Origin of the sequence: Neorhodopirellula pilleata (assembly GCF_007859915.1) — a bacterium.
GTDB lineage: Bacteria > Planctomycetota > Planctomycetia > Pirellulales > Pirellulaceae > Rhodopirellula > Rhodopirellula pilleata.
Genome location: NZ_SJPM01000001.1, coordinates 1,366,081 through 1,379,650, shown reverse-complemented (window position 1 = coordinate 1,379,650; position 13,570 = coordinate 1,366,081). Strand labels below are relative to the sequence as shown.

Sequence of the window (13,570 nt, the reverse complement as noted above, 5' to 3'; positions counted from 1 at the left end):
CGGAACTCGAAGCATCACGACGCGGTGCTTTCGCAGCGCACGCGGACGTGAACGGTTATCATACCAGAATGAAAAATACACCCACCCCATCGATTCGGATCGCGACTTCTTCCGTGATCGCTTCTTGTTTTTTGGCGATCTCTTCGTTCGGTCTAGCTTGGTTTCCAGCCTTGGCCACCGCGGCCGAGGGCGATCCCGATGTCCTTCGCCGGGAGAACTTGGTGGCATGGTGCATCGTCCCGTTCGATGCCAAACAACGTGATCCTGCCGCTCGAGCAGAGATGCTCGTGTCCTTGGGCATTGATCGGTGTGCCTACGACTGGCGCGCGCAACATGTGCCTACGTTCGAACAAGAGATTCTGGAATATCGAAAACACGGTATCGAGTTCTTTGCATTCTGGAGCGTCCACGAAGCCGCGTTTGAGCTGTTCGAGAAATATGATCTGCACCCGCAAATTTGGCAGACGCTTCCCGACAATGCTGGCACGTCGCAGGCCGAGAAAGTCGAATCGGCGGTTCGCGAGATGTTGCCGCTTGCCGAGCGGACCCGGTCGATGGGTTGCAAATTGGGACTTTACAACCATGGCGGCTGGGGCGGACAACCGACGAACCTAGTCGCGGTATGTGAGCGTTTAAGGGAGCTTGGTATGGCTCATGTTGGAATCGTTTACAATTTTCATCACGGTCATTCTCAGATCGACGAATGGGCGGCCAACTGGAAACTCATGAAGTCCTATGTTTTGTGCTTGAACCTGAACGGGATGAACCGTCAAGAACAACCCAAAATTCTCGGCATCGGAAAAGGAGAATACGAACTGGAAATGATTCGAACGGTCGTCGACAGCGGATATGACGGACCGATCGGGATCCTCGACCACCGCAATGAACTCGACGCCTACGAATCGTTGTTGGAAAACCGCGACGGATTGCGATGGATTCGAAACGAACTCCACCAGCCCGGCACCGGCGGGCCCAAACCGACAACGACGAGTGAATGATCGCTTTTAGCAATGGGGACCCCATGAAAAATTACGCTTTTGTCATTGCCTTATTCATGGGTCTGCCCACTGCAGCTTTCGCCTGCCTTTGGGATCGGGATACTCCCACCGAGGAGGCCAGCGGAATGCCCGAGGTGGTTGCTGTGGTGACCGGCCGGTTTCCGCGGAATCCGCCACTGTATTACCGAATGCGACTGGACCGAGTGACTCTTCATCTCGAGAGTATTCCCGGCGATCTCATCGCTTACGACGATGCCGGGGTCGCTTGCGACCGTCTCGGCCGCAATGACGACGCGATCTCCTGGATGGACAAAAAGCGAGGCGAACTCGATAAGCTCGACCAGTCACAACCTGAGGTCCGAGAGCATCTTTACCGGTATCACGCGAATCTTGGTACGTTTCTCGTCCACCGCTGGATCGTTCAAGGAGCCGATCGAGCACGGATCGACGAAGTCAAGTCCGCGTGCGACGAGATCGCCAAGGCTCTCGAGATCAACCCCGACGCGCATTACGGGCGTGAAAAGTATCAGCTCCAGGCGATGAGATGGATCGTCGATCCGCCGCAAACGCACACATGGCAGGAGCTTCCCAATTTTCTCGATTGGAGTTTTCAGGACATTTATGGCGAACGAACCGATCCGGAGGAGGCCGATCAGGCGGTGCGGGGTCTCGTTGGTCTGATCTCGCTCGGTAACGCGTGGGAGAGTATCGACGTCTTTCACGCATTGAATGTCGCCCTGCAACGTGATTCGGTGGGTTTTTCGCCCGGCCGTGATGGCGGAAGAAATTCGCTCGCCTATCTCGCCTGGCTACGCTGTATTGAGTTGGTCGACTCGGGCCGAGGCTCGTTCTTCCCTGATTCGCCGCAAGGAGAAAGCTTGAAGGCGTTACTGCCACAACCCGGTTTTGTGAAGGCCGAACTCCTTCTTGATCCCACCTACCGACAGCTTCGCAGCGAAGCTGACGATTGGCATGCTGAACGACTCGCATTCATGTCGCAGCGACTGGAAGCGGGACGACACCCCGACACAGACCCGAGCTTTTGGGACGGCTATACCGAACGACCCTCGCCAAAATTGCCGTCGATCTCCGTGCCGGACGCCTACCACGCTTGGCGGGATCGACGCGAAACGCTGTTCTTGGTCGTTGTCTTTGGCACCCCTTTGCTTCTATTAGGATGCGTGGCGATGGCAGTCAGAAAGAGGACCACTATGGCAGCCGAAACGGAACCGGCCAAATCAAGACAGTCGATTGAGAGTGGGCAGACTTGAACAGAAAAAATGGTTTTCGGACTCCTTTTCGATCCTGATTGAGGGTGTTTTCAAGAAACGATTTCGTGGACCACTCGCGCCGATTCCACCCCCGTGAGACGTTGATCGAGACCTTGGAAACGGTGGGTGAATCGCTCGTGATCGATCCCCAGTTGATGCAAGATCGTCGCTTGCAAGTCGTGAACCTCGACGGGATTCTCGGCAACGTTGAATCCGAAATCATCGGACAGTCCGTACGAGATGCCGGGCTTGATTCCGCCGCCGGCCATCCATACCGAGAACGCGTAAGGATGATGATCGCGTCCGCGCGGTTGATTGGGACGCTGTTGTTGGAAAGGCGTGCGACCAAACTCGCCTCCCCAGATCACCAGGGTGTCTTCCAACAATCCGCTTTGCTCGAGGTCTTTGACCAATGCCGCCGATGGAGCATCGGTATCCTCGCATTGGATCTTCAGTTGGGTGTCCAGGTTGGCGTGCTGGTCCCAACCGGCGTGCATCAATTGAATGAACCGGCAACCGCGTTCGGCCAAACGCCGCGCCATCAGACAGTTGTACGCGAAGCTTCCCTTTTCGCGGACTTGTGGACCGTACATCTCCAGCACATGTTGTGGTTCGTCGGAAAGATCCGTTAGCTCAGGAACAGAGGCTTGCATCTTGTAAGCCATTTCGTACTGAGCAATTCTTGCCGCGATTTCAGGATCCCCTAAGCGTGCCAGGTTCATCTCGTTCAGGGCGGCCAAGTCATCGAGTTGCCCGCGACGCAACTGACGGCTGATTCCCGCCGGATTGGACAAATAGAGAACTGGGTCACCGGCACCGCGAAACTTCACGCCCTGATACTTGCTTGGCAAGAAACCGTTGCCCCAATAGAAGTCATAAAAGATCTGGCCACATGACGCTTGTTTGTCACGACTGGTCATCACCACGAAAGCCGGCAGATTCTCCGTCTCGCTTCCGAGTCCATACGTCAACCAGGCACCCATGCTTGGTTTGCCGGGTATCTCGGATCCCGTCATGAAATACGTGATTGCCGGTGCATGGTTGACCTGCGTCGTTTGCATCGAAGACACGAAGCACAGCTTGTCGACAATTTCTGCGGTGTGAGGAAGGAAGTCGTCCGCAATCCATTTCCCACACTCACCGCGCTGGGCAAACTTGGTAATCTCCGGCGCGAAATTCTTTTCCTGACTCGCCGTCATCGTGCTGAACCGTTTTCCGTCGGTCAACTCAGCGGGTAACCCTTGGCCGGCCAGTTCGGTGAGTTTGGGTTTATAGTCAAATAAATCAACGTGAGATGGTCCCCCGTTTTGAAACAGATAGATGACGCGTTTGGCTTTGGGAGCAAAGTGTGGAAGCCGCATTGCCGTCGGATCAGGCGACGAGGCATGTAAATTTCGCTCGGCTCCAGAGATCAATGTGCTCATCGCCGCGGCACCGATCCCGAGGCCGGATTGTCCCAGCAATTGCCGACGAGTGAGCACACGAGAATGTTCTTGCAATGGATTCATGGTTTCACCAAAAATTCGTCGAGGTTCATCAATGTATTGATGAGGGCGGTCAGTGCGGCGTGATGAGCAACATCAATCGTTTCGTCACGCGATGATTCACCGACGGACAATAAAGCCGCCGCGTTATCTAAGTCGCCGCGAAATTGGTCACGGGTGGTGACCAATCGATCTTCTAGTAGATCAAGTTCGTCCGTCACCGGGTTTCTGGACGTCAAGCTTGTGAACGCTTCGACGATTTGATCGCGGTCCGAATCGTGTTTCTGAATCATTCGCTCCGCCATCACGCGGGCGGCTTCCACGAAGGTGATGTCATTGAGCGTCGTCAATGCATGCAAAGGCGTGTTCGTTAAGTTCGGCTGCACCTCGCAGGTTTGTCGCTTCGAAGAATCGAAGAACACAGTGGGCCCCACAATTCTTCGCCAGAAAGAGTACAGTGATCGACGGTAGAGATTCTCGTCGGAATCTTGGTTGTACCGAATCTTTCCAAAAGTGGCTTCCGCCCAAATCCCGTCAGGTTGATACGACTTCACCGACGGACCACCGAGTCGATCGACAAGTAATCCGGAGGCGGCAAGCGAAGCATCTCGAATCATCCACGACGGCATTCGATAGCGAGATGCCCGGGCTAATTTTTCATTGAGCGGATCACGCTCGAGCATCTCTTCGCTGACGCGTGCCGATTGTCGATACGTTTCGCTGGTAACGATCAGTCGATGCATCTGCTTGACGTCCCAGCCAGATTCAACCAATTCAACGGCGAGCCAGTCGAGTAAGTCTGGATGGGTTGGCTGAGCACCTTGCAAACCAAAATCCGAGGGCGTCGCGACGATGCCGCGTCCAAAGAAGAGCTGCCAATAACGGTTCACCATCACCCGAGCGGTCAATGGATTCTCCGGAGAGACAATCCAGCGAGCCAGATCGAGACGCGAATATCGAGCGTCGCCCTCCTTGGGTGGTAGCGGAGGCAACATCCCCGGAACGTTGGCGACGATTTTTTGGTCGGTCGTGCTATTGTAAATTCCTTTGAGTAGCACCAGCGTCTCGCGTGGACTCTTGACGGTATCCATGACCATCACGGGAACCGGCTTGTTCTTTTCTTCCAGTCTCTCCAGTTCCGTTTTTGCTTTCTTCCATCGATTGACGGATTCGGCAACGTCTGGCCAATGATGGATGAGAAAATGTTCTCGCAATTGAATCTTTTCTTGCTCACTTCGCTCGCCAGAAGGCTTCGAAAGAATGGGGCTGACCGCAACATCCTCGGCCGCAGGTTGATTCGAATCGGTGACGAGCAAACGAAACTTGGCGAGCGTGTGTTGCTGGTGAGAGGACTCGAACCGAAGCCGAAACTGAAGAGTTGTCTCTCGGTCAAGGTTCAAGGGATTCTCGAGAATGAAAGTGGCTTGACTCGGTTCCTTGTGCGTGTGTGCCCCTGGCGCCCAACCATTCTTACCTGCCCGTTCGCCGTCGATGGCATAACGGACGAAGTATTGGTTCTGTTCGTGAGACGCCTCCGCACGGGCGAACTTGAGTCGTGATGCTTCGCTTGGCGGTGAGTGATCGGGATTTGCGAAAAACTCAATTTCGCTTAACACAAAGTTGCCGTTGACGTCCCGACCGGTACTCTTGGCGGGCGACTCGGGATCAAGGAGTGCTTCGAGCCGAACAGCGGTGATCTTCCCGATTTCACTAACGGCTTTGATTTCGTAGACATCCTTTTCGGGTCGTTCGCCAGTGACATGAATGATGCTGTCTTCGTCGGCGGTGATCGTCGCACCGCCTGTTGAGGTGACTGAGTTTGCATTGAGCACATGCCAATCCGAATCACGGTGTTCGAGATGGCCCGACTCCCAAGTCCGCTGGGCAGTCTCGGCAGCTTCCGACGCAACTGTCCATTTTGATTTTAACTCGGCAACCTTCTCTCGCATCGTATCCAACATTTCGCGACGCTCGGGGGCAACGTAGTCCATCGATGGTGGAACGGCTAAGCTTCGGTTGCCGCCACCAGACTCCGACGTCTGGTTGAAGAAATCGAAGAACGCAAAGTAATCCTCATTCGATGTCGGATCAAACTTGTGGTCGTGACAGCGAGCACACTGCAACGTGAGACCCAACCATACCGTTCCTGTTGTCTCCGTACGGTCGAACACATTCTCAATGCGTGTTTCTTCTGCGATGCGACCGCCTTCACCGTTGTGCATGTGGTTGCGATTGAACCCCGTAGCAAGCCGCTGTTCCGGCGTCGCGTTTTCGAGCAGATCGCCGGCAAGTTGTTCGATCGTGAATTGATCGAACGGCATGTTATTGTTCAACGCATCGACGACCCAATCACGCCAAGGCCACATCGAACGTTCGGGATCACCCTGAAAGCCACTTGTGTCTGCGTACCGCGCGGCGTCGAGCCACGGCCAAGCCATTCGCTCGCCGTAGTGTTGGCTTGCCAACAAGCGATCCACAAGATTCTCGTATGCGAGCGGGGAATCGTCAGCAACAAACGCATCGACTTCCGCAATCGAAGGCGGCATTCCGATCAAGTCCAACGTGACGCGGCGGATCAAAGTCCGTCGGTCCGCCTCCGGCGAAGGTTCCAAACTTGCGTCTTGAAGGCGACGCCGGACGAATGCGTCGATCGGATGGATGCTAACGTCCGGGACGCTCGGCCGAACCGGTTTCTCGAATGCCCAGTGTTTGCCCCAACGGGCACCTTCGGCGATCCACTGACGCAACAGGTCGATCTCGGCAACCGAAAGTGGCTTTCGATGTGAATCCGGCGGCGGCATCAACTGATCGAGATCTTCGGTTGTGATTCGCGTCAGCAGTTCGCTGTCGTCAGGATGGCCGGGCACGATGACAGCCATTTCATCAACAGTCGAATCGCGTTGATCGAGCCGTAAACCAGCCTCGCGGTTCACCGCGTCCGGCCCATGGCAGTGAAAGCAGCGATCCGACAGAATCGGAAGGATGTCGCGGCTGAACTGGATTTTTTCGAGCGGTCTACTCTCTTCCGAAACGGAAAGGGACGACCAGGTCAGAACGATTGTGAACAAAAAGACGTTGGTGCTTGAGCAGATTTTCATCCTGCCATTTTAATCGCCCCGCTATGCGACATCAGCCCCTCGTTCAATTGCTGAGATGATATCCCACTGTGTGGCGATGACGTGCACCGTTGGCACGCAACATCTGGGCTAGAAAAACGAGCCTAAGCCGGTTCCCCGACTGGGCTGGGACGGGACGTCTTTTCCTTCCAATGCGGCGATCCACGTTTCCGGGTCGTTGCCGTAGTCTTTGCCGGTGCTTTGTCGGAGCGAACCGATTACCAACGCCTGAGTCGCCGGATTGCGGTCTTTCAAGGCGAGCTTCAGCGAATCGGCGGCGATCGGTCCGGAATGTTGAGCCAGCGCCGCGATGGCAGCGTGCCGGACGTCTTTGTCTTGCGACTTGCCTACCGTAGCCGCCAGTAGCCGAGCGGCTTGTTCGTCTTGTCGGTTGCCCAACGCTCGGCACGATTCCATCCGCACTTTTAGGTTCTCGTCGTCGAGAGCCTTTTCAATCAAACCCATCATCGCACCATCAGATGATTTGCCCGCCGCTAGCACGGCCAAGCGACGCATCTCGGCACTTTCATCGTTGTTGTAGATTTCCGTTAAGTGATTCGACCAGTATTGCTGGCGATCCTGAGGGAGGGTGGGCATCGACTCGGCCAGTGATATCAATTCTTCGCGACGGCGATGGTCGGTCACACCGATTTGTTCATCCGATTTCCACTGCTGCATCGTGAAATAAGGATTGGTGTGTTTGAGCGCATACAGTGGCCCGTCGTGACAACCGGCGAATGATCCTCCGGCCAAACAGACCGTGGGAACAAGCAACCAATACCAACGCGGTTTTCTATGGAATTGCGAATGAGTTGGGGTGCGATAGCGATTTTCGGACGCCATGTCGGAATTCCGAGACGGGAGGATCAGGTCGATCAGTGAATTCGAGAACGTCCGGGGTACCAAATCGGCGTTCCGCGACTGAAGGTCAATCCGCAATTTAACGAACCTTTCGCTTGTGGGCTGTTGATTCAGTCCTCATCGAAACCCGACGCGTGAGGGCTTATTGATTTAATCGTAACCCGAAGCGTGAGCGAGGGATTCATCGCCATTAAGGCCTCTGTATGTATCCCTCGCTCACGCTTCGGGTTTCGATGAGGACTAAATCAACAGCCCGGTGAGCGAGGGATACAAAAAAGAGAATTGAGCGCGTTCGATCCCTCGCTCACGCTTCGGGTTACGATTAAATCAACACGCCCGCTTGCCGCCTCTGCTGAAAGTTGGACGACGCGCGATCGGTTTTTTTCTCGCAGAATGGCCTGACCCCCGCCACCTTGTCTTGCAAAGTTAGTTAAAATCGCGTAGATGGCGTTTATTGACGCCGATTCTCACTTATTGCCGTTTTTTCTCTCATCTCAACCAGGGCGTTCCATCCGACGGAGTTCCAGCGTTTTTCGCAGCTCCTTCATTTTTTAGGAAATTGGACAATGACCGCAGATTGGTTCTACATGAGCGAAGGTTGGTTTCAGCGCGGAAAACGCGTCGGACCGATCACCGAACAAGATTTGTTGCTGCGAATCGACCAGGGCAAGATTCAGCCCGAGACTCTGTTACAAAGCCATAAAACAAGGGACCGATGGGTCCCCATGAGCACCGTCGGCCCCGCGATGGCCCGCTGGTTGGAATCGCATCCGAGCGAGGAAAAACGACTTTCGTAGGCACACGTAGACTTGGTCGCAGGGATAGCGGAGACCCGGCAGGTCAGTCGTCGACTCACCTTTGGCCCTGGAATCGCATTACAGTGCGTGCGGATCGGAATTCGACCTGATTGCGGTGAAGTGTTGTGGCGTTTTGAAACATGTGTTGCAGAATGCTACACCCTACAATCCGACCTTTTCCCGATCCGGCCCCCTGAAACCTCGTTTTTTTCGTGGATTCTGAAGATCGCACAAATAGACTGGGAAATCGTATCGGTCGGAAGTTTTGCTTTCGACGTCGACTTTTCCAGCTTTTGAGTGATTCGTGTGAATCTGCGAGTGATCGCCTCCTCTCTTCTCCATCTCGAGCCTCTGATGAAGATGTTCCGTCCCGAATCGGTTTTTCACCGCCGTCCGACCAACTTAGCGACGGCGTCCGTCGTCCTTGCTTTGGCGTTGGGGTATGCCGGCACCCTTCCTGCGAATGCTGCGGACTCGTCCGCGACCGCCGAGGCCGCCGTCCGCGTGGTCAGTTATCAGCCCACGGCGGTAGCGAGTCAGGAATCAGCAGACCAGACTCGTTCCGACCGAGCGATCGCGGTTTCGATTCAGCCTTCGGCCGACGTCGAATTGATGAAAACCGTCTCGGAATTACCGGCCGACATCGTCGTGTTGGTTGACACCTCGGCCAGCCAAGTCGGTGCGTTTCGCCAAGAAGCGATGGCCGCCGTCAAAATGTTGCTGCGTCGACTCGATGATGAATCGATTCGAGTCCGCCTGTTCGCCGCCGACGTGCGAGCGACCGCGTTGACAGAACAATTCACGACCGCGTTGGCTCCTGAAGTCATTACTGCGGTGAAACAACTCGACCGCCGCTTACCGCTTGGTAACACCAACCTCGTCAGCGTGATCGAACACGCCGTCTCGCAGTTTGCCGCTCGTCCGGACGGGACGATCCGTTCGATCGTCTACATCGGGGATGGCACGTCGATCGACGCGGTCCAAAACGAAAGCCGATTCGCAGGGTTGGTCGATCAATTGCGAAGCGAGCGAATCAGCGTCCACAGCATCGCCGTGGGTCCGACCAAGAACATTGAAACGATGGCGATCCTGGCCAACCAAACCGGTGGCGTGATCGGCGTCGTCGGCAGCGATCCGGCCGTCGGCGGTCCAGGTGTGATCGCAGCCAGCGTGGCGGGATCAGCCCGCATCAGCCCGATCTGGTTATCGAGTATCGAATTGAAAGAGGCGTCAAGCGATTCCGTCTCATGGGTCCACGGCAAACGATTGCCACCGCTGCGTTTAGACCGAGACACCATTTTGATCGGCCAAGCACCGTCGCAAATGTCTGAACTGGATTTCGTTATCAGCGGTTCGACGGTGCGTTCGGACGAGAAAGTTACATTGACCGCGGACGCCGAGATCGAGGCGAGCAATCCTGACATGGCCTTCTTGCCCGGACTGATCGCTCAACACCAAGACAACCTTGGCTTGATGTTGCCGACGGCCGGCTCGCCGATGCTTCGCGAGACGGCGCAGTGGATGGTGCGCCGCTCCGAGGCTCTGGCCGAAGCGGGCAGCATGGCGTTGCAGCAAGGGAACCTTCGCGGTGCCAAGGCGGTTGCTGAGAAAGCCTTGCAAGACGATCCGAACAACCAAGACGCCAAAGCACTGTTGAAACTTTCGGACCCTTCCGGACAAACGCTTATCATCCAAAACGGGGACGATAAGAATCCGTTCGACGACTTGTTCGGCGGTGGCGGAGACGCGATGGAAGGCGGCGCGGCGGACGACCCGTTCGGTGCCGCCGGGACCGACGATCCGTTCGGTGCTCCTGAGCCGGCACCTGCCCCGGCTGCCGAGCCCACACCTCCCGCTCAACCTACCCCGCCTGCACCTGCGACCGAACCCGTCGCGCCCGCAGCCGATGATCCGTTCGGGGCCGATGCCCCCTTTGGTAACGTCGGCGACGCTCCGATGGTCGACGAACCGATTGTTCCGCAACCAGGAATCGCCCCTCCACGCAACGTGGCCCCGCCGGCGGTCCGTCCGCCTGCCGCACCGAACCAGTTCGGTGGTGGTCTTGATGGCGGCTTCGGAATGCCCGCTGGTGACGACGAGTTGCTCGAATCGGGCGGTGAGTTGATGCAACGCGTCGAGGGATTGCGAAGCCGAGAGGAAGGACGGTTGCGTGCCGAAGTACGGGCACAGCTTCGAGAAGCTCGTCGTTTGATTCGCCAAGATCCGCTCGGCGTGGCAGGTAGTCTGAAGAGTCTGCTCGCCCGCGTGGAAACAACACCAGATATCGATCCGCAATTGCGTCGTGAATTGATCGGCGAAGTTCGCGCATCGATCCAAATCGCGTCCGCCCGCGAAGCCGCTTTCTTGGAACAGCAAGCCAACCTCGAACAAATCGCAGCAGGGGCAACCGCGTCGGCTCGATTACTTGAAGAAACCTTCCGGCGTGAAGCCCGGATCAAGACCCTCTCGGCGCAAATGAACGCGCTCATCGACGAAGGTCGTTATGTCGAAGCGGACAGTGGCGTGGCGCTCGAAATCGCTCGCATGGCGGGCGATACCATCACCTTCGACAGCGTCATCGGACACCAAGCCCCCGAGCAGACATTGGCGTTGCAAACGTACGCACGTGACCGTCGCTACAAACAAATTCGAGAACGCAACTTCATCGACGCGTTCTCGTTGGTGCTTAAGTCCGCGATTCCGTTCGTCGATGATCCTCCGATCATTTATCCCGATGCGGACGTTTGGCAACGACTCAGCCGTCGACGTATTGAGAAATACGGTGCGATCGAACTGGTCGGTGACAGCGAAACGGAACGACGGATCGAAGCGACCTTGGATGACGAAACATCCAACCAGTTTCTCGAAACACCACTCAACGAAGCGGTTCGTGTGTTGGCCGAACAGCACGACATTCCGATCATCATCAACCGGGCCGCTCTTGAAGGGATTGGTCTGACCGAAGATACACCGGTGGACGTTTCACTCGAGAACGTGTCGTTGCGATCGTTCTTGCGTTTGATGCTGCGTGACTTGGAATTGACCTACATGATCCAGGACGAAGTGCTCAACATCACGACTCAAGAAGACGCCGAAACCAACTTGGTCACGAAGGTCTATCCCGTCGGCGACCTCGTCGTTCCCGTCATCGCCCTCGGTGGCGGTGGTGGCATGGGCGGTGGTATGGGCGGCGGCATGGGTGGTGGTATGGGTGGCGGCATGGGCGGCGGTGGCATGGGTGGCGGTGGCATGGGCGGAGGCGGAATGGGCGGCGGAGGTGGCATGTTTGTCGTTCCCGATGACATTCCACAGAGCCAAAAAGCTTCGGCCGGCTCGACTCCGGTGCGCGATACCGCAACATCGACACCCTCATCAGATATCCGCTCGGCATCGGAGACATCGGCCACGTCGACTTCTACCAAACCGAGTGCTAATGACTTCGGACCGATTCGGTTGAAAGCCGTCGAAGGCCAATCCAAGGACGACTTATGGAGACAGTATTTCGTTGGACTAAAGATCGATTCGGCTGAAGCCTTGACCGTGCTCGATCGTCGCGTCAAAGCCACCGTCGGCGAACTCAACGTGAAAGTGGCGTCGTCTCAAGAGGCGGGCAAGGAAGACGAAGCGAAAGAACGTTTCGACGACATCCGCGCCGTCATCGCGGGAGCGATCTCGGCCGGACATATCCAACCTTGGATGTATCAAGCGTACGCGATCGCCTTAGCAGCGACCGGTGCGGAAGATAGCGAAGTCGAACGTGCACTCTTGTCGGCCGTCGATTTTGCAGAAACCCCTGACGATGTATTGAATGTGATCGGGCGCCTCGAAGCGATCGGTCGTGATGCAGCGGCGATGAGGTTGTGCCGCCAATTCGCCAACATCGATCCGAACCGCCGCGAACCTTATGTAACCGGTTTGCGATTGGCGCAGCGACTCGGAAGCCCCGACGACCTGGCTTGGGCCTGCGAAGGCGTGCTCAGTCAAGCTTGGCCTGAAAAAATGCAACCGCTCGTCGAAGAGGCTCGCTTGGTCGCCCGCGCGACGCACCAAGATTTACTCGCCAAGGGCAACACCGAGGCAGCGGCAAGTTTCAGCGAAGCGCTCCGTCGGGCCGCATCGCACGACGCGATCGTTCGCGTCTGTTGGACAGGCGACGCGGACATTGACTTGGCAGTTGAAGAACCCGCCGGAACGGTCTGCTCGTTGGAGACACCGACGAGCGCCGGAGGTGGAAGCCTGCTCGCCGATGCGTTCCCCGGTGCCGGTGATGATCCGGCCGGTCAAATTTGCGAAACCTACATTTGCCCGAAAGGATTCAGCGGCGAGTACCGTGTGTTGTTGCGCCGGGTCTGGGGGAACGTTTCGACGGGGAAAGTCACCGTCGAGATTCTCACCGACATCGGACGCGAGACACAAAAATTCATCCGCCAAGAGATTCCATTGATGGAGAAAAACGCACTGGTTGTCTTCGAAGTCCGATCCGGTCAGCGCAAAGAGGAACTCGCCGAGGCACAATTGGCGCACCTGCAAGAATTCGGGCGACAAGCCGGCCGGGAAGTGCTCGGTCAATTTGCCGGTCCGGCGGCCGGACCTGGGATCGGCAATCAAGAGATCCTGCAAGACTTCCTTCGGGACTTCCCGTCACTGAGTTCATCGGGCGGTAACGATCCGCGATTGACCGGACCGATCGGCAACAACGGGCGCGGTTTCTTCCCACAGGGAGCTGTCGGTTACCGGCCTGAAATCACTACGATCCCGGAGGGGGCTTCGCTCTTGGCGTTGGCGATCATTTCGGCCGACCGTCGGTATGTTCGGATCAGTCCCGCGCCGTTGTTCTCGCAGATCGGCGACGTCACCACGTTCAACTTCGTCACCGGTGATACCGGAGGCGGAGGAGGTGGAGCCGGTGGAGCTGGTGGTGCCGGTGCCGGTGCCGGAGTTGGTGCCGGCGCTGGTGGTGGTGGCGGCGGTTTCGGTAACTAAGGCGTCATCAAGATTGAATCTTAGGGGAGCGAAACTCGCTAAGAGTTTCGGCCTGGAGTG

At 56.5% G+C, this 13,570-nt stretch carries 7 protein-coding genes; 4 read left to right on the top strand and 3 right to left on the bottom strand.

What is annotated here, in order from left to right:
• Positions 1-68 precede the first annotated feature (68 nt).
• Positions 69-998: a TIM barrel protein gene (locus Pla100_RS04410; protein ID WP_197167685.1), complete on the top strand. Its 930-nt coding sequence runs from the start codon at positions 69-71 to the stop codon at positions 996-998.
• 23 nt (positions 999-1,021) lie between these two features.
• Positions 1,022-2,269: a hypothetical protein gene (locus tag Pla100_RS04405; protein WP_197167684.1), complete on the top strand. Its 1,248-nt coding sequence runs from the start codon at positions 1,022-1,024 to the stop codon at positions 2,267-2,269.
• 50 nt (positions 2,270-2,319) lie between these two features.
• Here the strand turns inward: Pla100_RS04405 and Pla100_RS04400 are convergent, their stop codons facing one another.
• The 3 genes from Pla100_RS04400 to Pla100_RS04390 form a co-directional block, all read right to left on the bottom strand.
• The gene (locus Pla100_RS04400) at positions 2,320-3,777 is read right to left on the bottom strand and encodes a DUF1501 domain-containing protein (RefSeq protein WP_146576371.1); all 1,458 of its coding nucleotides are present in this window, start codon (positions 3,775-3,777) and stop codon (positions 2,320-2,322) included.
• Positions 3,774-6,851: a PSD1 and planctomycete cytochrome C domain-containing protein gene (locus Pla100_RS04395; protein WP_146576370.1), complete on the bottom strand. Its 3,078-nt coding sequence runs from the start codon at positions 6,849-6,851 to the stop codon at positions 3,774-3,776. Before Pla100_RS04395 ends, Pla100_RS04400 begins: the two co-directional genes overlap by 4 nt.
• Before the next feature lie 108 nt (positions 6,852-6,959).
• Entirely contained in the window at positions 6,960-7,712 is a 753-nt protein-coding gene (locus Pla100_RS04390; RefSeq protein ID WP_146576369.1) for a HEAT repeat domain-containing protein, read from the bottom strand.
• A 584-nt stretch (positions 7,713-8,296) separates the two neighbouring features.
• On the opposite strand from Pla100_RS04390, the gene Pla100_RS04385 reads away from it, so the two are divergent.
• Both Pla100_RS04385 and Pla100_RS04380 read left to right on the top strand, forming a co-directional pair.
• Positions 8,297-8,527 (top strand): DUF4339 domain-containing protein, encoded by a 231-nt coding sequence (locus Pla100_RS04385; protein ID WP_231602695.1) that lies wholly within the window; start codon positions 8,297-8,299, stop codon positions 8,525-8,527.
• Positions 8,528-8,881: 354 nt separating this feature from the next.
• The gene (locus tag Pla100_RS04380) at positions 8,882-13,510 is read left to right on the top strand and encodes a vWA domain-containing protein (protein WP_146576368.1); all 4,629 of its coding nucleotides are present in this window, start codon (positions 8,882-8,884) and stop codon (positions 13,508-13,510) included.
• Positions 13,511-13,570: the final 60 nt, after the last annotated feature.